Here is a 22,823-nt window from a genome sequence, read left to right as displayed (position 1 = left end):
TGGCGGCGCGCCGGACGAGCCGCTAGGTGCGGCAACGATGAGCGAAGACGTCGTCCAACCCGCCGTTACCAGCCGCAGCGTCGCGCGCGGGCTCGGCACGACCGTGCTGGCGCGACTGGGCGCGGTGGTCGAAATCGTCGCACAGCCGCTCTATGTCCTGATGTTCGGTTTAGCGGGCTACGGCCTCTATGCGGTGCTGTGGGCGGCGGTGAACCTGCTCGAAAATATCTTCGATCTCGGCATGACGAGCGCGATGCAGCGCACCGTCCCGCAATCGGCAAGCGGCGCCGACGCCGCCGCGGCGCTGCGCACGGCGATGGTCTTTGGCGTCGGACCGTGCATTCTCGTCGCGGCGCTGGTCTCCGTCTTCGCCGCCGACCTCGGGCCGCTGCTCAACGTCGCGGCGAAGGACCGCGACCTTGTCACACCCGCGATCCGCATCTTCATATGGGCGCTGCCGCTGTGGGCCTTTGTCGAGATTGCCACCTCGGCGCTGCGCGCGCGCATGGTTTTCGGCGCCGAAATCCGCCTGCGCATCGTCTGGGAACAGGTGATGCGTCTGGTCTTTGCCGGATTGTTCTTCGCGGGCGGTCTAGGCCTCAAGGGGCTGTTCATCGCGCACCTCTGCTCGCTTGCGATCACCGCCGCGCTCAGCATCCGCCTGCTCGCGCGCCACTACAGCTTCGTCGACCTGTGGCGTGGTCCGTGGGCGGGCGAAACGGCGCGCAACACCTTCTGGGCCGGGCTCTCAATCCTGCCGTCCAACATCATCACGCGGCTGTTCGGCGACGCGCCGGCGTTGATCCTCAACATGCTGCTCCCCGGCGCGGCCGGCGCCGCGGCGGCGGGCCTGTTCACGATCGCGCGCAAGCTGTCGAGCGTCGTCCAACTCGTCCGCATCGCCTTCTCCTATGTCATGGCGCCACTCGCGGCGAGCGCCGAACGCGAGGATCGGCGCCAAGTCGCTGTCATCTATGCCTATGCGACGCGGCTGATCCTGGCCATCGCGCTGCCCCTCGCCGCGGTGCTCGCGGCGGGCAGCGCGTCGCTGCTCGGCCTGTTCGGCCATGGGGCACAGGCGGCGCAAGCGGCGCTGGTCATCCTGCTATTCGCGCGCGCCGCCGAAGCGGTGCTCGGCATTTCGGCGCCGGTGTTGCAAGTCGTCGCCGCCTTTCGTCACCAGCTTACCGCCAGCGTCTTTGGCGTCGGTGTCGCGATCGGTTCCGGCTGGTTGATCGTGGGTCATCTCGATCCGTTGACGGGCGTGACGCTGGCTACGGCCCTCGGCCTTGTGGTGATGGGCGCTATCCCCACGATACAGCTCGCGATTACCGAGAAACTGCACCCTTTCGACGCGCAATTTCCGGCGGTGGCGCTGCGCGGCGTGGCAATCACCCTCGTCGCAGGCACCGCGGCCATGGCCGCCGACCTTTTGCCCGACGCGCTTTCGCTGCCGCTGCTCGGGCTGATCGCCGCCGCGTCGATATGGCTCGCGCTGCGCTTTGCCTTGCCGCTCGCGGATCGCATGTCGTTGGGCAAGACCGGTCGCAAGCTCCGGCTGTTTGACCAAGAAGACGCATGACCGAAACGCCTTCCCCTATCCGTGTCGCGATTTACGATCTCGACCGCACCGTGCTGCGCACGCCGACCTTCACCCTGTTCCTGCTGTGGTCGGCGTGGCGCGGGGCGCCGTGGCGATTACTGCTGTTACCGGCGCTCGCCGCGCTGATGATCGGCCATGCGCTGCGTCTTTACGGGCGCGACCGGTTCAAGCCCGCGGCGATTCGCTTGATGCTGGGTGCCAGCCTCTCGCCGTCCCGCGCCGAGGCACTGGCCGCAGCCTTCGCCGCGTGGCGCGTTCCCCGCGACGTCCCGCCGGGCGCCGCCGCCTGCATCGCGCGCGATCGGGCCGAGGGATACCGGTTGCTGATGGCGACGGCAGCTCCCGAATTCTATGCCGACGCGATCGCCGATGCACTGGGCTTCGACGCCATCGTTGCCTCGCGCCACCATCGCGACGCCGCCGGAAACTGGCTGCCTTTGCTCGACGGGCCCAATTGTTATGGCGCGGAAAAGGCACGTCGGGTTGGCGAATGGCTCGCTGCCAATGGCGCTGATGCGAGTGCGCATATCCGAGCCTATTCGGACCATGTCAGCGACGCACCGACCTTTGCATTGGCCAGCGAGGCCTGGCTTGTCGGACGCGGTGAAAGAATCATCCGGTTGGCCGCGAAGCACGGCTGGCGGGCGACCGATTTCGAACGAGCCGAGGCGGCGGGGGCCGTCTGATGCGCATCCTGTTCCTCTTCATCGGCGAGCCGCATCATGTGTTCCACGCGCTGCCCCTCGCCGCCGAAATGGCCGCGCGGGGACAATCCGTTGACGTCGCCGTCGCGAGCACCGACCATCTGAGAGTGGTCGAACAGGTCGCACTCGCTTACCCCGGCTTTGCGCCGCATATCACCGTGCTCGGCCAGACGGGTCTTGCCCGCTGGCTGCGCGACATGGGGCTGTTCCGCAATCCGCGACTGCCGATCCTGTTCGGCGCGCTGCGTTTCCTGCGCGGGTTCGACGCGATCGTCGCCCCCGAACGGACGACGACAACGATCCGGCATTTCCTGTCCGGCAAGACACGGCTGATCTTCACCCCGCACGGGGCCGGCGACCGTGCCATTACCTTCGACGCACGCGACCGGCATTTCGATTTCGCATTGGTCGCGGGCGAAAAGAGCGAACAGCGGATGCTCGAGGCCGCCACCATTCGCCCCGGCCACTATGCGGTGACCGGATATGTGAAACTCGACCTGATGCTGCGGCTGCAACAGTCGCGCGAACCGCTGTTCGCCAATGACCGGCCGACGGTACTTTACGCGCCGCATTTCAAGCGCGAACTGTCATCCTGGGACCGGTTCGGGCCCAGCATCATCGCCTGGTTCACCGCGCAGGAACGGTATAATCTGGTCGTGGCGCCCCATGTTCGCCTGTTTGCGGAGGCGAGCGATGCCGATCGCGGCGAGATCGAACGGTTGGCCGTGCCGGGCAAGATTATGATCGACCTCGCATCTGACCGCCTGTTCGACATGAGCTATACGAGCGGCGCCGACATATATCTCGGCGACGTGAGCAGCCAGGTTTACGAATTCCTCGCGACGCCGCGCCCGTGCATCTTCCTCAATGCCCACGGGGTCGATTGGGCTGGCGATCCCGATTATCTGTTCTGGACGCTCGGCGACGTCATCGACGATCTCGATCGATTGCCCGCCGCGCTCGCATCGGCGTCCGATCATCATGCGCGATACGCCGACGCCCAGCGCGAGCGGCTGGCGGAGTCGATCGGGGGAGATCCGGCGGGCGCGGCCGAGCGCGGGGCCGAAGCGATCCTCCGCTTTCTTGCATTGGACGCCGGGCAGGATAAGAGCGGCGGATGACCAACGCCCAGTCCCTGCCCGCCCTGACGCCGATCGGCGACAATCCAACGCTGCTTTGGGGCATGACCAATGCCGAGCGGCTACGGCGGCTGGCGCGGGCTGAAGGTCTGCCGGAAAGCACGCCTCCTTCGGGCGCACAGCTCTTTGTCAATCTCGACTTTGTTTTCGACCCCGTATGGCTGCGGCATATTGTGACGCTGCCCGGCACCGTCGTGATGGACGGCGGCGATCTGGTCATGGCGCACCTGACGGGCGGCATCACGCCCGACGATATCATCCAGCATCGCGGCCAGCTCACGATCATCGACTACCGCGACAATCCGCAAATCTATAATCGCCAGTTGCGCAAGCTCGACTGCCCCTTCATCCAGCGGCTGACGCCCGAGACGCGGCGCGAGATCGAGCGAAAGAGCTATTTCGGCGCCTATAAGGGCGTGACCGACGCATTGACGAAATATCTTTGGCCCGAACTGGCGCTGTGGCTGACGCGCGGCGCCGCGAGCATCGGCATGACGCCCAACATGGTGACCGCGATCGGCGCGGCGCTCTGCGTCTATGCGACCTATCTCTTCGCCTACGGCCAATATTGGGAGGGGATGCTCGCGGGTTTCATCTTCATGGTGCTCGACACCGTCGACGGAAAACTCGCGCGCTGCACGATCACCTCGTCGAAATGGGGCAATGTCGCCGACCATGGCGTCGACCTGGTCCACCCGCCCTTCTGGTGGTATTTCTGGGGCGTCGGGCTGGGCACCTGGGGCCTCGCGCTCTCGAACCAGACCTTCCTGCTGGTCATGGTCGCTGTCGTCGCGGGCTATATCCTCCAGCGCGTGATCGAGGGCTTGTTCATCAAGGACTTCGGCATGGATATCCATGTCTGGCAAAAGTTCGACAGCCAGTTTCGCCTGATCACCGCGCGGCGAAACCCGAATATCGCGATCCTCTTCTTTGCGACCCTCGCCGGACGCCCTGATCTCGGGCTGATCGCGCTCGCCTGGTGGACGGTCATCTCGCTGGTCGTCCATGCGGTGCGGCTGGTGCAGGCCTATGCGGTGAAGCGGTCGGGCCGCCCGATCATCAGCTGGATGGAAGAAGCATGAACGAAACGATCGCGAAATTCGGCCATCCGGCGACGCTGATCGCCGAATATGATCATTGGGTGGTGCTGCTGCGCCCCGCGCAGCCGACGCTCGGCGCGCTCGTGCTCGCGGCAAAGTCGGATGCAACGGCGTTCGGCGACCTACCCGCCGAAGCGCATGCCGAACTCAAGATCGCGACCGTCGCGATCGAGGCCGCGCTGACACAGGCCGTCGGCTTTGCGAAGATCAACTATCTGATGCTGATGATGGTCGACCCGCACGTCCATTTCCACGTCCTGCCCCGCTATGAGGGCGAACGCTCGGGTGCAGGCCTGACGGTGCCCGACACGGGCTGGCCGGGACAGCCCGATCTGGGCCAGGCGGTAAAGCTCGACGACGCGCAGGTCGCTAAGCTCGCCGGCTGGCTCAAACCCTATTTTGCGTAGCGGCCCTCGGCGGCCCATTTCGCGGTAAGCGCGTCGGCGGCTTCGACATCCTGCGGGAAGTCGACTTCCTGCCATTCGAGCCCTTCGATCGAAACGGTGCCGACGCGGTTGCCCTTGGCGATGATGTCGATGGCGCGCAGGTACCAGCGCTCCACCCCGTCGGGGGTACGCATCATCTGGTCGACCTGGTTGCGAAAGATCGACGGGCCATCGCCGACGAAGGCGAGCATGCCGATCGATTCGGCGTTGGTGTCGGGGGGCAGCAGCCGCTTGCCGATATGATGCAGGCGGCCCTCGGTGTCGCGGTTTACCTTCATGTCGTCATCGTCATAGTCGGCCTTGACGTCGACGGTCACGTTGATCGGCTCGTTCGCGCCTTCGATCAGTTTCGCGACGATCTCGTCCGAAACGATCGTGTCGCCATTGAGGATGATGAAATCGCGGTCCATCTCCTCGCGCGCAATCCAGCAGGTGCCCAGATTGTCGGCGACCTGAAAGAAGGGATTGAACAGGGTGCGGATGCGCGCGCCGGTATCGCGATAGAGCTGGAGCGCATGATCCTCGACGCGCTCGGTGCGAAAGCCCGTGACGACGACGATATCCTTGATCCCGTTCGCGACGAGCGCCGCGACCTGCCAGCTGATCAGGCTGCGGCCGTTGAACTCGATCAGGCATTTGGGAATGTCGCGGGTCAGCGGCAGCAGGCGCGAGCCCTGCCCGGCCGACAGGATGATGGCTTTGTCGATGGTCATAGCGGCTGCCCTATAGACGGTTGCCGCCGCGCGGCAAATATCGCTTCGATCAGTTCGATGTCGATGGGCTTGTCGGCATCGATACACGCCTCGGGCTCGGACATCGGCACGACCCTGGCGCGAAGCCCGAACCGCAGTCCGGCGCGCGCGACGCCCTGCTGGATCGTGAAGAGGCGGAGCAGCGCACCGATGAGCAACCACGGACCGAAGGCGGCAATGATCTTCAGTCCCTTCTTGCGGTCGCGTTCGATGCGCCCCCAAAAATCGAGCAAAGGCAGCACGCTGCGTCCGCGCAGACGGAACATGTTCGCGCCCGACCACCAGCCGCCACGGAATTTCAGCCAGGTGCGTTTGGACCGGGGATAGCGTGAAAGCAGGACATCGCGCTCGACCATTGCCACCGCGACATCGCTATCCTCGGCGGCGCCCAGGAACTCGGCGATCATCGTCGGCGTGAGCAGCACATTATCCGCCGTCGTCACGAGCAACGGGTCGTCGCCCGGCGGCAGCGCAGCGGCGAGCGAGCTGCTGATCCCCTGCTCCGAATCTGCGAAATGCAGGTCGGGGAGGCCCGTGAGCCCCGGCTCGGCGGCGAGCTCGGCGCTGTTCTGCGCAAGGATCGTGATCGAGCCGACGAGCGGCGAGGCGCGCAGCGCCTTCACGACATGGACGAGCATCGGCTGTCCCGCGATCGGCAGCAATGCCTTGGTCGATACGCCGCTGCCCGTCAGTAACGGATCGGGGCCGGGTCGGCTTCCCGAAAGCACAATCGCGGCGATGCCGGCGGTCATGGCATGACCTCCGCGGGCGCAACACGGCGGCCGGTCACCCCGCGCAGAAAGTCGGTAGCCTCGTCTAGCACCGGCCCCTTGCCGCGAAACGGCGCGGCGAGCGCCATCACGATGCCGGTATGCCCCATGCCGGGATAGATGCGTAAAGTCGCCGAGCCACCCGCCTTCTCGATCGCCGCGGCAAGATTCTGACTGTTGCGCGGCCGCACCACCTCATCCTCGTCGCCGGTCGCGAGCCACAAGGGCGGCGCGTCGCCGCGCGCGAACTGGATCGGCTGGGTCCGCTCGATCGGTCGTACCTTGCCCATCGCCTTTTCGGCGCGGCCACCCTTCTCAAGCGGCAGGAAGTCATAGGGACCGGCAAGACCCGCGACCCCGCGGATGACCGACGGATCGCTCTTCGCCGCCCGCAGCCATTGCGGATCGAGCGCGAGCATCGCCGCATTATAGGCGCCTGCCGAATGCCCCATCAACGCAATCCGGTCGGGATCACCGCCGAGCTTGGCGATATGCTCGTGTGTCCATGCGACCGCGGCCGCACTGTCCTCGATGAAGTCGGGCCAATGCGCCTTGGGCGCCAGCCGATAATCGGGAATCACGACGACGAAGCCCTGCCGCGCCAGCGCGCGCCCGGCAAAGCCGTAACTGCCCCGCTCGCCGCCGTCCCAGCCACCGCCATAGAAGAATACGATGACCGGCAGCCGGTCACCCTCTTCGAGGTTATCGGGTGCCCAGATGTCGAACGACTGGCGCGGCCCGCGGCCATAGGGTTGGTCGGCGAGCAGCAGCCGCGCACCGTCTCCCTGCCCGAGCAATCGGTCGGCCATGTTGAGCGATTTCGCGCCACCGGAAACGACCAGTTTGGCGCCGCCGCCGAACAGCAGCACGAGGAGCAGCAACACGAATAGGATTTTGATCAACCGTCGTCCCTTGGCTTCGCGCCCCGTCATGAGTTCCGCGCCCTACAGCGCGCCTGCGTCCGTAACAAGCGTGCAACATCGGTTACCTTTCCCTATGTCATGCGTATCGAGCCCATGACCTATCGCCCCACCCGCCCCGCGCTGATCTGCAACAACCAGAGCGGAAGCTACGACGAAGCGCGTGTCGAGCAGATCGCGGCGCTTTGTCGCGACGCCGGATCGCCGCTCGCCGCCAACTTCTGCCTGCCCGACGACGCGCTTCCGACGCGCGCCTGGCTCGAATCCAAAGGCATCGATACCGCGATTATCTGGACCGGCGACGGCACGATCAATGCTGCCGTTGCCGCGCTCGCCGGCTGGGACGGCGCGCTGCTCGTGCTCCCGGGCGGCACGCTCAACCTGCTGTCGAAGCGGCTCCACGACGACCGGCCGCTCGAGGACATTCTGGCCGACGCGCTTGCGGGGCGTGGCAGGCGCGAATGTCCGCCAACGGTCCACTGTCCTGCGGGCCGCGCGATGGTGAACATGATCGCGGGGCCAACGACGATCTGGGCCGAAGTACGCGAGCAAATGCGCCAGCGCGACATCGGGGGCGCCGCCGCGCTCATTCCCGAAGCCTTCGAACAGAGCATGGGGGGAGAAGCCGTGCATCTCGCAGGCGACGACCGCGCCTTTCAGGCGATCAGCATGACGCCTTCGGCCGAGGGCATTGTGATCGACGGCTTGCTCGCCGACAGCCCGACGCTCCTGCTCCGCCATGCGATCGCGTGGATCGGCGGCGATTTTCGCGACGGTCCGAGCGAAGAGCTTGCCACCCGGCCCAGCGCGACGGTGGTGTCAGCCGAATCGCTCGGCCTGTTGATGGACGGCGAATCGGCAGAGGGAGGCGCACGGGTCACCTTCACCATCGACCCCGCGCCGGTCGCCTTCATCGTAACGCGTCCCCCGGCATGACGCGGCTCTTCCATATCAGCGACCTGCATTTCGGGCTCGAGGATCGGGCGGCGCTCGCCTGGTTCACCGATTGCGTGCGGCGCGAGGGGCCCGATGCGGTGCTGATCACCGGCGACCTCACGATGCGCGCGCGCAGCCGCGAATTCGCGGCGGCATGCGACTGGATCGGCGCGCTCGGCGCGCCCGTGACGGTCGAGGTCGGCAATCACGACCTCCCCTACTTCAACCCCGTCGAACGCTTTTTCTTTCCCTATCGCCGCATTCGGGGGATCGAGCGGCTTGTCGAACGCGAAATCGACCTGCCCGGAGTCGCCGTGGTGCCACTGAAAACGACCGCGCGCGCGCAATGGCGGCTCGACTGGTCGAAAGGGTGGGTTACCGCCGCGGCACTGGAAAAAACGCTGGCGGCGATCGATGCCCTGCCGCACGGAACGGCCATTTTGGTGACCGCGCACCATCCGCTGGTCGAGGCCGGAACGAAAGGACGCGCCCTGACCCGTGGCGGCGAGCGCGCACTGGCGGCCCTGGCGAAGCGCGGCGTGGCGGCAGTGCTTTCGGGACACGTCCACGACGCCTTCGATCTTGTTAAGGAGACAGCGGCCGGCTCGATCCGCATGATCGGTGCGGGGACACTGTCGCAGCGCATCCGTTCGACCCCGCCGAGTTTCAACGATCTGACCGTCGATGGCGCGGCGATCGACGTAAGCGTACGCAATCTCGAGCATGTCCCGACACCGGACATGCAGATCGCGGACGTGCCGCCCGATGCCTTGCCGCCTCGCGAACCGGGCGAGCCGGTCGCGCCGGTCGGGGCTGTGCCACCCGTCGATCCGCCAGTCCATTGACGACGCGCCCCATCCCGTTAGGTTGCAACAAAAAACGGGATGAGGATGATGCTGACAAAAGGCGACGATTATCCGTTGCACCAGACAAGCGAACCGGTTGCGTTCGCCGGAACGGATCGCAACTTTTACGACCGCTATTTCTTCAATGGCTACAGTCCCGACGGATCGATCTTTTTCGCGGCCGCGATGGGCTTTTACCCGCAGCTCGGAATCGTCGACGCAAGCTTTTGCGTCCTTGCAGGCGGAGTGCAGTATAATCTGCGCGCCAGCCGCCGGTCGGGCGGCGAGCGGCTCGATCTCTCGGTGGGGCCGATCACGCTCTCCATCGACATGCCGCTCGAAGCCGTCACGCTGCGTATCGCGCCCAACGACGGGCCGCTTGCGGGCGAACTGCGCTTCGATGGTCGTCATTTTCCCATCGAAGAGCCGCGTTTTATCCGCCGCAACGGCACACGCCTTTTCATGGACTATACGCGCATGACGCAGAACGGGCGTTGGTCCGGCTGGCTGTCGGTGGACGGACAGCGTATCGATGCAAGGCGCGACTGGGCCGGAACGCGCGATCGCAGCTGGGGTATCCGCCCCGTCGGCGCAAGCGAACCGCAGCCACCACCCGAGGGCAATTTCAGCCAATTCTTCTGGCTCTGGACGCCCTGCAATTTCGAAAGCGATTCGCTTTTCTTTCACAGCAACGACGACGGCGCCGGCAATCCGTGGAATCGCCGCGCCGTGATTATGGGGGATGGCGGAACCGAGCAGCATTTCGACGACGCGAGCTTTGACGTTGAATGGCGGCCCGCTTCGCGGCGGATCGCCAAAATGGCCGTGAAACTCGCCGGCGATCGATCGCTTTCCTTGACCCCCACGGGTCCGGTCTTTGCAATGAGCGGTCTCGGTTACACGCATCCGACCTGGGGGCATGGCCTCGACCATGGCGCCGAGCCGGCGGTCGCGAACGACAGCCTGACCGACGCCGATCGCGCCTGGGGCAATCCGCTCGCGATGCATATCCAGGCGCTGGTCAGCGCCGAGCTGGCCGACGGCGGCAGCGTCCGTCGCGGCATCGGCGTGCTCGAACAATTGTTCGTTGGCCCCCACGAACCGACGAGGCTCGCCGGCATCATGGATCCCGCCCCTTGAGCTTTCCGACCGCGCCCGACGCGATGACGGTGGCATGGCTCGGCGGCGTCCTCGGACAGTCGGGCAGGCTCAAGGCCTTCTCCGCCGCAAAGGTCGGCACCGGCCAGATGTGCGACAGCTATCGCCTTGCGCTCGAATGGGAGGATGACGTAGCCGCGCCCGCAAGCGTCATCGCCAAATGCCCGAGCCATGACGAAGCCAGCCGCAACATCGCCAAACTGACCGGCACCTATGTCAAGGAAGTCAGCTGGTACCGCGAACTAGCGGCGGGAAGCGGCGTGGCCGCGCCGCATTGTTACCATGCCGAAATCGCCGGCGACGAAGTCGACTTCATCCTCATCCTCGCCGATCTTTCGCCCGCGCGGCAAGGCGACCAGCTGGCGGGGCTGGGCCTTGCGGGTCTCCTTCCCTGCATCGAAGCCGCCGCCGGCTTGCATGCCTTGCTGTGGAACGATCCGCGGCTCGACACCCTGATTTGGCTGATGCGCGACAATGGCGATCTGGTTCGCGCGCTGTTTCCGCAGCTTTACACGGGGTTCCGGGAGCGATACGCGGACCGCCTCGAACCCGCGATACTCGACCTCGGCGCCCGTATCGTCGAACGGCTCGACGCCTATCTTTCCCGGCAGGCCGCGGCACGAACGATCATCCACGGCGACCTCCGGATCGACAACATCCTCTTTGCGCCCGGCGGCGATCGCTGCTGGCTTGTCGACTGGCAGACGCTGGGACGCGGTAGCGGTGCGACAGATCTCGCCTATCTGGTCGGAACCAGCATCGCCGATCCGTTCGAACGCGCCGCCGCCGACCGGCCGGCTTTCGATCATTGGGTCGCCGCGCTCCGCGCCCGCAGCCTCGAACCCGACGTCGCCGCGCTGTGGGACGACTATCGCGTGGGCGCGCTCAGCGGCTATTTCATGGCGGTCTTCGCTTCGATGAGCGTCGAACGCACGGTACGCGGCGACGAGATGTTCGCGCTGATGGCCGAGCGTCCCGCGCGGCAGGCGCTGGCCCTGGGAAGTCTCGACCTGCTCTGACGAAAAAGGGCGGCCCGTTGCCGGACCGCCCTCCTCTTCTCCACCCGTCGGTGGAAAAAGCTCTTAGCGCTTCGAGAACTGGAAGCTGCGGCGGGCCTTCGCCTTGCCGTACTTCTTACGCTCGACCGCGCGGCTGTCGCGGGTCAGGAAGCCAGCCGCCTTGACCGGGCCGCGAAGCGCCGGTTCGAAGCGGGTCAGCGCCTGCGCGATGCCGTGCAGCACGGCGCCCGCCTGGCCCGACAGGCCGCCGCCCTTGACGGTTGCGATCACGTCATACTGGCCGACGCGCTCGGTCAGGCCGAACGGCTGGTTGATGACGAGGCGCAGCGTCGGACGCGCAAAATAGACTTCCTGGTCGCGGCCGTTGATCGTGATCTTGCCGGTGCCGGGCTTGACCCACACGCGGGCGACGGCATCCTTGCGGCGGCCGGTCGCATAGGCGCGGCCTTGCTTGTCGACGATCTTTTCGCGGAGCGGCGCAGCCGGAGCTGCGGGAGCGACGGTGCCTTCGACGGCGCCGCCGAGATCCTTGAGATCGGTCATGGTCTGTTCGTCAGCCATTATGCACCCACCTTGTTCTTGCGGTTCATCGAAGCGACGTCGATCACCTCGGGGTTCTGCCCTTCATGCGGATGTTCGGCGCCGGCGAAGATGCGCAGGTTGCGCATCTGCTGACGTCCGAGCGGACCGCGCGGGATCATGCGTTCGACAGCCTTTTCGAGCACGCGCTCGGGAAAACGGCCTTCGAGGATCTTCGCGGGGCTGGTTTCCTTGATGCCGCCGGCATAGCCGGTGTGCTTGTAGTAACGCTTGTCCTGCAGCTTCTTGCCGGTGAACGCCACCTTCTCCGCATTGATCACGATGACATTGTCACCGCAATCGACGTGCGGGGTGAACGACGGCTTGTGCTTGCCGCGCAGGATATTGGCGATGATCGAAGCAACGCGGCCCACAACGAGACCCTCGGCGTCGATCAGCACCCATTTCTTTTCGACCGTGGCGGCGTTCGCCGAAACGGTCGTCTTGGTCAGCGCCTTCATGGCACGCTCCTTGACAGATATGGACCGGAGCATGAGCGCCCCGAAACAAATCGCGCCGCCTGTCCCATGGGAACTTAGCGGCGCTTCGGAGCGGGCCAATGGCGCCAGACGCGCGGAAAGTCAAGTATCGCGCGGCTTTGCTGACGGGTAATATGATACCTTATTATTTTATGGAGCCGGTTCGAGCGCGCGCACGCGCTCCTCGACCAGCCTGCGGTCATTGCCGTCGGCATCGACGATCCAGCTCTGGCGGCGTTCGCGCACGACCAGGCCCGTGTCGGTGTCGACCGTCCACAGATTGTCGATTTCGAGCGGCTGGGACTTTCCTCCGACCGGAGCCGAATCCCGCTCGACCTTGGCGATCGTGCGCCGCGCGCCATCGTCGCGTACCGATATGTCGACATCGGGAGGGGCCGATGCCGCGGGAATGGCATCGTTCGCGGGCGCGATCAGCGCACGGAGGTCGGCGGTGGCCAACCGGTCACGCTCGGCGGCGGGGAGCGCGGCAATCAGTCGCGCCAGCTGCCTGGCTTCGGGCTGCCCCGCTTCGGCACCCGCCTTCTCCACCCGCGTCGTCACCCGCGCCCACAATTGATCGGGATCGACAAGGTCGATCCGGCTGCCGTCGGACGGGACCAGATAGGAGATGTCTTCACCGACCAGCGGATCGAGCATCATCGTCAGCATACGGGTCACGTCGGCTTGCGCGCCCGAATCGATCCGTTCCAGCACCGCGTCGAGCCGATAGCCCCGCCCGGTCCGCTGCCATTGCAGCGCATATACGAGCGCGAAATCGATCAGCGTTCCGTCCCGGCCGACACGGCGCGTCGTCACGCGATAGCGCATCGGCACGCCAACCGGGGGCGCGAAGCGGACCTGCGCGGCCGTGGCGGCCGTGGCGTCGCTCGAAACGGTCTCCGCTTGCGGCATCGCCGTCAGCAGCAACAAGGCACCGAGAACGCCCGCGGGCATCACGCGCCGCCGCGGCCCAGCCGGTGGAGCGACGCTGCCGCGGCCGCGACGAGGATCGCGCCGACGATCTGGTGCAGCACGGCAACCCACATCGAAACCCCGGACACGACGGTCCAGATGCCGAGCAGCATCTGCGCCGCGACGACCGCGACGAGCAACCGGGCTTCACGCGCCGCGCCGCGCCGCGACAAGGTCCGTGCGAGGAGCAGCAACGCCAGCGCCGCGGCCCACGACCACCAGCGATGGAGGAAATGAATGAGGAAGGGATCGTTGGTCAGCGCGAGCCACGCCCCCCCGGTCCAGTCGATGCCTTCGGGCACGAAATGATCGTTCATCAGCGGCCAGGTGCTGGCGACATAGCCGGCATTGAGCCCCGCGACCCACGCGCCGAGCAGCAACTGGACCAAGAGAATTGCGATCACGGCCACCGCCGGACCGGTCAGCCGCGCCGGCCTGCCGGCGGGATCGCGTGCCAGCACGCCGAGATCGCGCGCCGTCCAGACGAGTCCGGCAAGCAGGAACAATGCCGTCAGCAAGTGCGTCGCGAGGCGGAAATGGCTGACGTCGGTGCGATATTCGAGGCCCGAGGCCACCATCCACCATCCGATCGCGCCCTGCAGCCCGACGAGCGCCGCGAGCGCGAACAGGCGCCAGCCATAGCCCGCCGGAATGGCGCGGCGCCATGCATACCAGATCAGCGGGACGACGAGCGCCATCCCGACGAGCCGCCCGAGAATGCGGTGCAGCCACTCCCAGAAAAAGATCGCCTTGAAACCGTCGATCGTCATGCCGAGGTTGATCGCCTGATATTCGGGAATCCGCTTGTATTTCTCGAACTCCTCGATCCACCCGGCTTCGGTCAGCGGCGGAATGACGCCTGAAACCGGCCGCCATTCGGTGATCGACAGGCCGGATTCGGTCAGGCGGGTGATGCCGCCGACCCCAACCACGATGATCACGAGCAGGGCCACCGCCCAAAGCCAGCGCGCGAGGGCGGCGGGGCGGGATGCGCGCACATTCGGCGCGGGCAAGGTCGAAACGTGGGTCATCGCCCGCCCTATCGGCGCTTGCAGGACGATAGGCAAGAGGGCGGGAACCCGGCCCTTCGGGGAAATTCATGGTCGCGACAGGCACGGCTTGATAGGGGATGCCGATGCCGCGCCATGCCCCGCCAATCCTTGCCGTCCTTATGCTGTCGATAGCCGCGCCATCGACGGCGGCGTCGGCCGAACCCTCGCCCTATTCCGCGCTGGCGGCGGCGGAGACGCGCGTGGCGGCGATCGGATTTCGCCTGACGACCGAAAACGCCGCTTGGTGCCCGGTACGCCAGCCGCAGTTCGGCTGGATCTGGGGCGACCCGCGCCTTTACAACGCGGACCGGCGCACCGAGGCACTGGACGCCTATGGCGCCGACGACCAAACCCATGCCTTCATCGCCGCGGTGACGCCCGCCTCGCCGGCCGCATCGGCGGGGGTCGCGGTCGGCACGTCGGTCACCGGGATCGGCGAAGCGCCCGTCCCCGATGGCGAGAGCGATCATCCCTTCGCGCGGATCACCGCGATCGAAACCACTCTCGCGGCGCTGCCCACTGACGCTGCGCTTGCGCTCCATACCGGCGCTGGACGCACTATGGACGTCATGCCCAAGCCCGGTTGCGTGAGCGACTTTCGTGTCGAGGCGAACGAGAAGCCGGGGGCTGTCGCCGACGGACGCATGGTGCTCGTCAATCAGGGCCTTGTCGACTTTTCGCCCGACGATGAGGAACTCGCGGCGGCTATCGCGCACGAGCTGGCCCACAATATCCTGCGCCACCGCGCGCGGCTCGACGCGGCAGGTGTCAACCGTGGGCTTGCGAAGCAATTCGGCCGTAACGCGCGCATGTTCAAGCAGACCGAGATCGAGGCCGACCGGTTGTCGGTCTGGCTGCTCGCCGGGGCCGGCTATGATCCCGCGGCGGCGGCGCGCTTCTGGTCGCGGTTCGGCCAGCGCAAAGGGCGGCCCATGTTCCAGGCGAGCACCCACCCCTCCTGGCGCGACCGCGTCGCCGCGCTCGAAGCCGAAGCCGCCACCATCGCCGCGACGAGAATGCTCGGCCGGCCGCTGCACCCGCCGTTGGTCGACGCGCCGCCGCCCTTGGAATAAGATGCGGCGCATCCTATTTGGGGGCATTCCCTTCTCCCCGACAAGGATCGATGCCATGACCCGTGAAACCGCCATTTTCGCCGGAGGCTGCTTCTGGTGCACCGAAGCGGTGTTCCAGTCGCTCGAAGGCGTCGAAGGGGTCGAGAGCGGCTATATCGGAGGCCATGTCGCGAGCCCCACCTACAAGCAGGTGTGCGGCGGCGACACCGGCCATGCCGAGGCGATCCGCATTACCTTCGACCCGTCGGTCATTTCCTATGACGATCTGCTCGACGTTCATTTCGCAACGCACGATCCGACGACACTCAATCGCCAGGGCAACGACATCGGCACCCAGTATCGCAGCGCGATCTTTCCGCTCAATGCCGCGCAGGCCGACGCGGCGCGCGACGGGATCGCGCGCGCCGGCGCCGACTGGCCCGCGCCGATCGTCACGACGGTCGAAAGCGCGTCCGAATGGTATCCGGCGGAGGATTATCATCAGGCCTATTGGGAAGGCGAAGGCCAGCGCAATCCCTATTGCATGGCGGTCATCCCGCCGAAACTGGCCAAGTTGCGCAAGGGATTCAGTGACCGTTTGCGTAGCGCATAGAAGAGCGGCGAGGTCTGCGGCCGCTGTTGCAATATGGCCGCATGACGTCACTTTTCGTTGACTTTCCAATTGTTTTGACTAGCGGACGCCCCTTCGCTGGGGCAGGGTGGCCCTGAAACACAGTTGGGGGGCACGGCCAGGTGCTGGCATCACTGTTTCTGATCGGCGCGTTTGTAACGACACCACAGATGTCGGTGCAGGCGGCAAGCCAGTCGATTGTCGAGGAAAGCGCCGGCGGAATGACGCAGGCGGTCAACCGGATGATCGGCGGCATCGCGAGCTATGCTCGCTGGCCCGAAGGATCGCCTGCCGCCAATCGCCTGATGTGCGTCGTCGGCACTCCGCGCCTCGCGCCCCGTATGGCGCCGGAGACGCCGGGCCGGGGTTCGATATCGGTTCGCCTGACGTCCGCCGCCCGCGTCACTGCCGATTGCGACATATTGTTCCTCGGCCGAATGCCGGTCGCCGACCGGCGGCAATTGATCGCATGGGTGCGCGGCCGTCCGGTCCTGACGATCACCGACGATGACGCGGCGTGTATTTATGGCGCGATGTTCTGCCTCAACAGCCACGCCACGAGCCTCAGCTTCTCCGTCAATCTCGACGCGATCGGCCGCGGCCCGCTACGCGTCGATCCGCGGGTGCTGCGCATCGGCTCCGGCCAGGGAGGCGCGTGATGGGGGGATCGCCGCCTCGCCCCGTCGAACGGATCGGTGCGCGCACGACGCTGCAAAAGCTGCTGTCGCGTTTTCATTTCGGCATCACTTTGTTCGCCGTCGCGCTGTCTGGGCTGACGATCCTGCTCGCGGGCGTGACGGCGCTGCGCGGCTATGCCGACCGCAACATGGAGCTGGCCGCGCAGCTTGGCGCCTATGGCGTCGAACCGGCGCTGGTATTCAACGATCCGGTCGCCGCGCGCGAAGGCCTCGAACCGCTCACACGCATTCCCGGCATCGCGCGGCTGCGGGTGCTCAACGATGTCGGCCGGCCGGTGACCGAATGGACATCGCCCACCGCCGACCCGGCACCGACGCTTACCCGCATATTTTTCCCCCGTCCCTTCGCGGTGACGGTCGAGCGCAACGGATCGGCGATCGGGACGATCGAGGTATGGGGCGACAGTTCGACGCTGATCGACTATGTCCGGCTTGGACTGCTCGCCGGGCTGACCTGCCTGCTCATCACCGCTTTCGGCACGATATTCCTGGCGCGGCGGTTCGAATATGAGCTCGTCAAGCCGCTCAATGAAATCGCGACCGTCGCGCACGACGTGCGGCTGCACCGCCGCTTCGACAAGCGCGTCCAGCCGCTCGGCATCGCCGAACTCGACCGGCTGGGCGGCGACATCAACGCGCTGCTCGACGAATTGCAGGGCTGGCAAGGCCATATGGAAAGCGAACGCGCGATGCTCGCCCACCGGGCGTCGCACGACCCGCTGACCGCAATGCCCAACCGCGCCGCCTTCGACGAACAGCTCGCGCAGCGCATCGAGGCCGCGACGGCGCGCGGCAGCCGCTTTGCGCTGCTGTTCATCGACGCCGACAATTTCAAGGCGGCCAATGACAATTTCGGCCATGCTGCGGGAGACGCCGTGCTCGTCGCGCTCTCGGCCTGTATCAAGGAAACGCTGCGCAAGGACGATTTCGCCGCCCGCATCGGCGGCGACGAATTCGTCGTCATCATCGATCCCTTCGACGCAGATGCGGTCGCTGGTGAGCTCGCCAACCGGATCCGGGCCTGTGTATCCCAACCGATCGCGTTGCCCGACGGACAAACCTATCGGGCATCGGTCAGTGTCGGCGTCGCGGTTTTCCCTGACAGCGGCAGCAACGCGACGGCGTTGCTCACCGCCGCCGACGCCGCCATGTATGCTGACAAATTGGCCAACCGTTCACGATGACCAACGGAGAGACGCCGTGACTCACGCCTTCCCCCACAAAATCCGCCTCTTCGCGATCGCCGTTCTGGCGGCGTTGCTCGCGGCATGCCAGAGCGCACCCTCGCCGAGCGACTTCAGCGCGGCGCAGATCGCGACGCTCCAGTCGGAGGGATTCGTCGACACCGGCCTCGGCTGGCAACTGAGCATGCCAGAAAGGCTCCTTTTCCCGTCGAACGAGAGCAGCGTGCCGGCCGACCAGCAAACGCGGATCGCCGATATCGCGGCCAAGCTCGTATCGGTCGGGATAACGACCGCGCGGGTCGAAGGCCACACCGATTCAACCGGAACCTCGGCTTATAATCTCTGGCTGTCGCAGGCGCGCGCAGAGGCGGTCGCGACGCCGATGCAGGCGGGCGGAATGCGGCTTACCGCCGATCAGGTCGTCGGTCGCGGCGAAACCCTGCCCCTGTCGAGCAACGCGACGCCCGAAGGACGGCAGGACAACCGGCGCGTCGTCGTGATCGTTACGCCGCAATAAAGCGGCACGCACGCCTTCACCCGCCCTTTTCTTGACCGGCGTTCGCCGCTACGCCTTCCTTCATGAAACCGATCCGCAAAGCCGTCTTTCCCGTCGCCGGCCTCGGCACGCGCTTCCTGCCCGCGACCAAGGCGATCCCGAAGGAGATGCTGCCCGTCGTCGATCGGCCGCTGATCCAATATGCGGTCGACGAGGCGCGCGAGGCGGGGATCGAGCAGATGATCTTCGTCACCGGCCGCGGCAAGAGCGCGATCGAGGATCATTTCGACGTCGCCTTCGAACTGGAAAAGACGATGTCGGAGCGTGGCAAGGATTTGTCGGTGCTCGAACCGACACGCCTCGGCCCCGGCGCCTGCGCCTACGTCCGGCAGCAGGAACCGTTGGGTTTGGGCCACGCCATATGGTGCGCGCGCGACATCGTCGGCGACGAGCCTTTCGCGATCTTCCTGCCCGACGAATTCATGCACGGGTCGCCCGGCTGCATGAAGCAGATGGTCGATGCCTATGCCCGCGTCGGCGGCAACATGATCTCCGTGCTCGAAGTGCCGCGCGAACAGGTATCGTCCTATGGCGTGATCGCGCCCGGCGCGCGCGACGGGGCGCTGACCGAGGTGACCGGCCTCGTCGAAAAACCTGCGGTCGACGCGGCACCGTCGAACCTGATCATTTCGGGCCGCTACATCCTGCAACCCGAGGTGATGCGCGTGCTCGAACGCCAGGAAAAGGGCGCGGGGGGCGAAATCCAGCTTACCGACGCGATGGCGACGATGATCGGCAGCCAGCCCTTTCACGCCGTCACCTTCGACGGCGCGCGCTACGACTGCGGATCGAAGGCCGGCTATATCCAGGCGAATCTCGCGGTTGCCCTCGGGCGTGCCGATCTGGCGGACGAGGTCCGCGCCTTTGCTATCGACCTGCTGAAATAAGCCGGCGGAGGCAGCACACCCCCGCCGGAAAACCGTTTATTCGCCCTCGATATTCGGCTTCGGGAAGGTGTCGGCGCCGAGCGTCTTGTAAAGCAGCCCGCCAACAGCGCCGCCGATCAGCGGCGCGAGCCAGAACAGCCACAATTGCTGGAACGCGAGGCCGCCGACGACAAGCGCCGGCCCCGTGCTGCGCGCCGGGTTGACCGAGGTATTGGTCACGGGGATCGAGATGAGGTGGATCAGGGCCAGCGCGAGGCCGATCGCCAGCGGCGCAAAACCGGCCGGTGCGCGGCCGTCGGTCGATCCCATGATGATCCAGACGAAGAAAGCGGTCAGCAGTATCTCGATGATCAGCGCCGACCAGATATCATAGCCGCCGGGCGACCCTTCGCCGAACCCGTTGGCGGCAAGGCCGTTCGTCGCGAGGTCATAGGCGGGATTGCCGCTCGCGATGTAAAAGAGCAGGAACGCCGCGACGATCGCGCCAAGCACCTGCGCAATGACATAGAGCGGAATGTCGCGCGCCTCGAACCGCCCGCCAGCCCACAAGCCGACGGTGACAGCGGGGTTGAGGTGGCAGCCCGAAATATGGCCGATCGCATAGGCCATCGTCACGACCGTCAACCCGAAAGCAAGCGAGACGCCGAGCAACCCGATGCCGACATCGGGAAAGGCGGCGGCCAGGACCGCGCTGCCGCAACCGCCGAGCACAAGCCAGAACGTGCCGATAAATTCGGCCAAACCCTTTTGGATATTCGTCATGATGACCCTCCTCCCCGCCGGCGGCCTCAGACGCCTCCGGCGCGGCGTCATCCTATCAGTGTTGCAGGATCGGGCAAGCCCTTGTCCGAGCGGAAGGAATCAGGCCGCGGCGACGGCTTCGACGAAGCGCTGCGCACGCTGGTGCAGCGACTGCGCGGCCTCGGTCAGCCCGGCCGACAATCGGCCTAGCGTTTGCGCGCCGTCCCCGACCGCGATGGCGCCGTGGCCGATCTCGCGCACCCGCGCATCGATCTCTCGCCCCGCAAACACGGCTTGCTCGACATAGCTCGCGATCGTCAGCGTCGTCGCGCTCTGGCCGTCGACCGCGCGGTCGATCGCGTCGGAAAAGCCATTGTTCGCGTCGATCGCCCTTTCGACCTCGTCGAAGCCCGCGGCGACCTGTCCCACGATGTCTCGGATCCGATCGACATATTGGGCGATGTCGCCCGCGGCTGTGCGCGTCTGGCTGGCCAGCGTCTTCACTTCCGATGCGACGACGGCGAAACCGCGACCGGCCTCGCCCGCCCGCGCAGCCTCGATCCCGGCGTTGAGCGCGAGCATGTTGGTGCGGCTCGCCATGTCGATGATCAGCGCGAGCATCTGTTCGATCGACTGGCTGGCCGCCTTCAACGCAGCCGCCCGTTCGCTCGCCTGCTTGATCTTGATATGCGCGTCGCCGCGAACGGCGCGCGCGCGTGATCCGTCCTCGACGATCCGCGTCATCGTCGCGGCGAGTGCATGGCCGCGATCGCCGAGGTCCTGCAGGCCGGCGAGCGTCTGCGCCGTCGCACCGGCCACGGTCACGGCATCGCGGCCCGTCTGCTGGGCACGATCGGACAGGGTGCCCGCGACCGCCTCGACCCTTGTCGCGGTTTCGGAGAGGGTGACGGTGAGCGCAGCGATATCCTGCCGGAATTGCCGCCCGACGTCGTCGATATGCGTCGCACGCGCGGCGCGCTCCTGCGCCAGTTCGACCTCGCGCAGCATCGCGAGCTTGGCGAGCTGCGCGCTGTCGAGGGTCTCGACGAACCGGCCCGCCTCGACGAGGATCAGCTCCTGCTGCCCCGCGGACTGCGCGACGATCCGCAAAAGGTCGGTTGTCGACCGCGCCACATCCGCGATCGCGCAGGGTTCGATCATCGAAGCGATCGACCCGCCGATCGTCGGGTTCTGCATAAGCGAAAACCAGAAAGGACAGAAAAGCAGCTCGCGCACACGCTGTTCGCGAATGATGCCGATGGGGCGCCTCTCCCCGTCGACCACCGCGAGCGCGCGCAATTGCGGATTGCCGCGGAACAGGTCGATAACCTCGGACATATGTGCATCCGCGCCGATTGCGGACGCATGACCCGACGCTGGCGTAAACGCATGTCCGATGGCGTTCATTCGATCCTCTTCAAGTTGCGACGCGGTGCCGCGCCTCGACTAGAGCCAGAGGGTAAACACCAATTTAACTATTTATTTCAGTGATGTGACACATGATCTGGTCGCGTCGTCGCCCTGTCGCAATATTCTGTTCAGATCGCGGCGATTATGCGATGGGACGCCAGGGTCGGGCCCTTGGCCGGCGAGGAGAATGACATGCGCGCTGTGATCGTTGCGGCAATGGCCGCCCCCCTGCTCGCCGGCTGCGTCAGCGCTGTGAAAACGGTGGTGACCGCGCCGGTCAAGGCCGTCGGCCAGGTTGCCGACTGGTCGACGACCAGCCAGGACGAGGCCGACCGCAACCGGGGCCGCGAGATGCGCAAGAGCGAGGAGCGCGTCGGCAAGCTGTCGCGCCAGCGCGACAAGGCGGCCGAGAAATGCCGCGACGGCAATGCGGAGCAATGCCAGCGCGCCGAGGTGCTTGAGCATGAGATCGAAGCCGAGATGGCGGCGCCGCGCTAGCCGCTTTACCGCACCCGCCGTCCCGTCCACACGACCCGGCCGACCAACCGGATCGCGGACATCGGCAGGTCGTCCCAACTGCGATAGTGGGGATTGTCGCTGATCACCGAAATCCTCCCCTGCCCCGGCGCGCGCGCGACGCGCTTCACCATCAGCACATCATCCATGCGCAACACATAGATGCCGTCGCGCAGCCGCGCCGCGGCGTCACCCCCATCGACCAGTATATCATCGCCGTCACCCAGCGTCGGCGCCATCGAATCGCCCTCGACGCGAATGATGCTGAGCGTGCGCGGGTCGGCCCCCAGGTCGCGCAACCATTTAGGGTCGAACGCGACTTCGCCCTCGACCGGCTCGCCGTCGACGCTCGCGCCTGCCCCGGCGGAAGCACCGATCGCAAGCTTGGGCACAAGGATCATCCCCGGTCCGCGCACGCGCGCTGGCGTCGCGACGCGCAGCGCCGGTCCGCCGAGCACCGCTTCGGACACGCCCAGATAGGCGGCAATGCGCGCACGGTCCTGTTCCGCCAATCGCCGCGGCGAGCCGCGCTTGATATATTGCTGGATATAGGCGGGATTGCGTCCGATCACCTGCGACAGGCGCGCATAATCGATGCCCTTTTCGATCAAGAGGCGGTCGAGCGCGGCGCGCGGATCCTGAATATAGTCGGCCATGGGTCGCTGGGGGCTGGT

26 protein-coding genes are annotated in these 22,823 nt (G+C 66.1%); 16 read left to right on the top strand and 10 right to left on the bottom strand.

Annotation, left to right across the window (positions count from 1 at the left end):
- The first annotated feature begins 37 nt into the window (after positions 1-37).
- The 5 genes from HDC29_RS03850 to HDC29_RS03830 are packed head-to-tail and all read left to right on the top strand — an operon-like array spanning position 38 to position 4,953.
- Entirely contained in the window at positions 38-1,582 is a 1,545-nt protein-coding gene (locus tag HDC29_RS03850; RefSeq protein WP_179494550.1) for a lipopolysaccharide biosynthesis protein, read from the top strand.
- Positions 1,579-2,289, top strand: coding sequence for an HAD-IB family phosphatase (locus HDC29_RS03845; protein ID WP_179494548.1), 711 nt, complete (start codon positions 1,579-1,581; stop codon positions 2,287-2,289). The genes HDC29_RS03850 and HDC29_RS03845 overlap by 4 nt, the downstream gene beginning before the upstream one ends.
- Entirely contained in the window at positions 2,289-3,428 is a 1,140-nt protein-coding gene (locus HDC29_RS03840) for a hypothetical protein (protein WP_179494546.1), read from the top strand. Before HDC29_RS03845 ends, HDC29_RS03840 begins: the two co-directional genes overlap by 1 nt.
- A complete protein-coding gene (locus tag HDC29_RS03835) occupies positions 3,425-4,528 on the top strand; it encodes a CDP-alcohol phosphatidyltransferase family protein (protein ID WP_179494543.1) in 1,104 nt (367 codons plus the stop codon). Before HDC29_RS03840 ends, HDC29_RS03835 begins: the two co-directional genes overlap by 4 nt.
- Entirely contained in the window at positions 4,525-4,953 is a 429-nt protein-coding gene (locus tag HDC29_RS03830) for an HIT family protein (RefSeq protein ID WP_179494541.1), read from the top strand. The genes HDC29_RS03835 and HDC29_RS03830 overlap by 4 nt, the downstream gene beginning before the upstream one ends.
- On the opposite strand, the gene HDC29_RS03825 is transcribed toward HDC29_RS03830, so the two are convergent.
- The 3 genes from HDC29_RS03825 to HDC29_RS03815 are packed head-to-tail and all read right to left on the bottom strand — an operon-like array spanning position 4,941 to position 7,416.
- The gene (locus tag HDC29_RS03825; protein ID WP_179494539.1) at positions 4,941-5,705 is read right to left on the bottom strand and encodes a sugar phosphate nucleotidyltransferase; all 765 of its coding nucleotides are present in this window, start codon (positions 5,703-5,705) and stop codon (positions 4,941-4,943) included. The two genes, HDC29_RS03830 and HDC29_RS03825, sit on opposite strands and share 13 nt — an antisense overlap.
- The gene (locus tag HDC29_RS03820; protein ID WP_179494538.1) at positions 5,702-6,496 is read right to left on the bottom strand and encodes a nucleotidyltransferase family protein; all 795 of its coding nucleotides are present in this window, start codon (positions 6,494-6,496) and stop codon (positions 5,702-5,704) included. Before HDC29_RS03820 ends, HDC29_RS03825 begins: the two co-directional genes overlap by 4 nt.
- Positions 6,493-7,416 (bottom strand): alpha/beta hydrolase, encoded by a 924-nt coding sequence (locus tag HDC29_RS03815; RefSeq protein ID WP_179494536.1) that lies wholly within the window; start codon positions 7,414-7,416, stop codon positions 6,493-6,495. Before HDC29_RS03815 ends, HDC29_RS03820 begins: the two co-directional genes overlap by 4 nt.
- A gap of 114 nt (positions 7,417-7,530) precedes the next feature.
- On the opposite strand from HDC29_RS03815, the gene HDC29_RS03810 reads away from it, so the two are divergent.
- Genes HDC29_RS03810 through HDC29_RS03795 form a run of 4 tightly spaced genes read left to right on the top strand, consistent with a single transcriptional unit; the run spans position 7,531 to position 11,392 of the window.
- Complete coding sequence (locus HDC29_RS03810) at positions 7,531-8,370, top strand: diacylglycerol kinase family protein (protein WP_179494534.1); 840 nt, start codon at positions 7,531-7,533, stop codon at positions 8,368-8,370.
- Complete coding sequence (locus tag HDC29_RS03805; protein WP_179494532.1) at positions 8,367-9,215, top strand: metallophosphoesterase; 849 nt, start codon at positions 8,367-8,369, stop codon at positions 9,213-9,215. Before HDC29_RS03810 ends, HDC29_RS03805 begins: the two co-directional genes overlap by 4 nt.
- A gap of 45 nt (positions 9,216-9,260) precedes the next feature.
- Positions 9,261-10,355: a hypothetical protein gene (locus HDC29_RS03800; RefSeq protein ID WP_179494530.1), complete on the top strand. Its 1,095-nt coding sequence runs from the start codon at positions 9,261-9,263 to the stop codon at positions 10,353-10,355.
- Positions 10,352-11,392 carry a phosphotransferase family protein gene (locus HDC29_RS03795; protein ID WP_179494528.1) on the top strand — a complete coding sequence of 347 codons (1,041 nt, stop codon included), beginning with the start codon at positions 10,352-10,354 and terminating at the stop codon, positions 11,390-11,392. Before HDC29_RS03800 ends, HDC29_RS03795 begins: the two co-directional genes overlap by 4 nt.
- A gap of 63 nt (positions 11,393-11,455) precedes the next feature.
- On the opposite strand, the gene rpsI is transcribed toward HDC29_RS03795, so the two are convergent.
- The 4 genes from rpsI to HDC29_RS03775 all read right to left on the bottom strand — a co-directional run bounded on the left by rpsI (position 11,456) and on the right by HDC29_RS03775 (position 14,453).
- Complete coding sequence (gene rpsI, locus HDC29_RS03790) at positions 11,456-11,953, bottom strand: 30S ribosomal protein S9 (RefSeq protein WP_167921927.1); 498 nt, start codon at positions 11,951-11,953, stop codon at positions 11,456-11,458.
- The gene (gene rplM / locus HDC29_RS03785) at positions 11,953-12,432 is read right to left on the bottom strand and encodes a 50S ribosomal protein L13 (protein ID WP_179494526.1); all 480 of its coding nucleotides are present in this window, start codon (positions 12,430-12,432) and stop codon (positions 11,953-11,955) included. The genes rpsI and rplM overlap by 1 nt, the downstream gene beginning before the upstream one ends.
- A gap of 168 nt (positions 12,433-12,600) precedes the next feature.
- Entirely contained in the window at positions 12,601-13,404 is an 804-nt protein-coding gene (locus HDC29_RS03780; RefSeq protein ID WP_179494524.1) for a hypothetical protein, read from the bottom strand.
- Positions 13,404-14,453, bottom strand: coding sequence for a COX15/CtaA family protein (locus tag HDC29_RS03775; RefSeq protein ID WP_179494522.1), 1,050 nt, complete (start codon positions 14,451-14,453; stop codon positions 13,404-13,406). The genes HDC29_RS03780 and HDC29_RS03775 overlap by 1 nt, the downstream gene beginning before the upstream one ends.
- 104 nt (positions 14,454-14,557) lie before the next feature.
- Between HDC29_RS03775 and HDC29_RS03770 the strand changes: the two genes are divergently transcribed.
- The 6 genes from HDC29_RS03770 (at position 14,558) to galU (ending at position 19,482) form a co-directional block, all read left to right on the top strand.
- Positions 14,558-15,547: a M48 family metallopeptidase gene (locus tag HDC29_RS03770; protein ID WP_179494520.1), complete on the top strand. Its 990-nt coding sequence runs from the start codon at positions 14,558-14,560 to the stop codon at positions 15,545-15,547.
- A 55-nt stretch (positions 15,548-15,602) separates the two neighbouring features.
- On the top strand, positions 15,603-16,139 hold the full coding sequence (gene msrA / locus HDC29_RS03765) for a peptide-methionine (S)-S-oxide reductase MsrA (RefSeq protein WP_179494518.1): 537 nt from the start codon (positions 15,603-15,605) through the stop codon (positions 16,137-16,139).
- Between the two features lie 140 nt (positions 16,140-16,279).
- On the top strand, positions 16,280-16,816 hold the full coding sequence (locus tag HDC29_RS03760) for a YfiR family protein (RefSeq protein ID WP_179494516.1): 537 nt from the start codon (positions 16,280-16,282) through the stop codon (positions 16,814-16,816).
- Positions 16,816-18,039, top strand: a complete 1,224-nt coding sequence (locus HDC29_RS03755) for a diguanylate cyclase (protein WP_179497212.1) — start codon at positions 16,816-16,818, stop codon at positions 18,037-18,039. Before HDC29_RS03760 ends, HDC29_RS03755 begins: the two co-directional genes overlap by 1 nt.
- Positions 18,040-18,055: 16 nt before the next feature.
- A complete protein-coding gene (locus tag HDC29_RS03750; RefSeq protein ID WP_326913626.1) occupies positions 18,056-18,556 on the top strand; it encodes an OmpA family protein in 501 nt (166 codons plus the stop codon).
- Positions 18,557-18,618: 62 nt separating this feature from the next.
- Positions 18,619-19,482 (top strand): UTP--glucose-1-phosphate uridylyltransferase GalU, encoded by an 864-nt coding sequence (gene galU / locus HDC29_RS03745; protein ID WP_179494512.1) that lies wholly within the window; start codon positions 18,619-18,621, stop codon positions 19,480-19,482.
- 36 nt (positions 19,483-19,518) lie between these two features.
- Here the strand turns inward: galU and aqpZ are convergent, their stop codons facing one another.
- Entirely contained in the window at positions 19,519-20,244 is a 726-nt protein-coding gene (gene aqpZ, locus HDC29_RS03740) for an aquaporin Z (RefSeq protein WP_179494510.1), read from the bottom strand.
- Positions 20,245-20,343: 99 nt separating this feature from the next.
- Positions 20,344-21,630, bottom strand: a complete 1,287-nt coding sequence (locus HDC29_RS19385) for a methyl-accepting chemotaxis protein (RefSeq protein ID WP_373562754.1) — start codon at positions 21,628-21,630, stop codon at positions 20,344-20,346.
- 195 nt (positions 21,631-21,825) lie between these two features.
- On the opposite strand from HDC29_RS19385, the gene HDC29_RS03730 reads away from it, so the two are divergent.
- Entirely contained in the window at positions 21,826-22,131 is a 306-nt protein-coding gene (locus HDC29_RS03730; protein WP_179494506.1) for a hypothetical protein, read from the top strand.
- A 5-nt stretch (positions 22,132-22,136) separates the two neighbouring features.
- On the opposite strand, the gene HDC29_RS03725 is transcribed toward HDC29_RS03730, so the two are convergent.
- Positions 22,137-22,805 carry a helix-turn-helix transcriptional regulator gene (locus tag HDC29_RS03725; RefSeq protein WP_179494504.1) on the bottom strand — a complete coding sequence of 223 codons (669 nt, stop codon included), beginning with the start codon at positions 22,803-22,805 and terminating at the stop codon, positions 22,137-22,139.
- Positions 22,806-22,823: the final 18 nt, after the last annotated feature.

This window comes from Sphingopyxis sp. JAI108 (genome assembly GCF_013410105.1).
Lineage (GTDB): Bacteria > Pseudomonadota > Alphaproteobacteria > Sphingomonadales > Sphingomonadaceae > Sphingopyxis > Sphingopyxis chilensis.
Note: the sequence above shows the minus strand (reverse complement) of the source record. Positions and strands in the feature narration are given on the sequence as shown.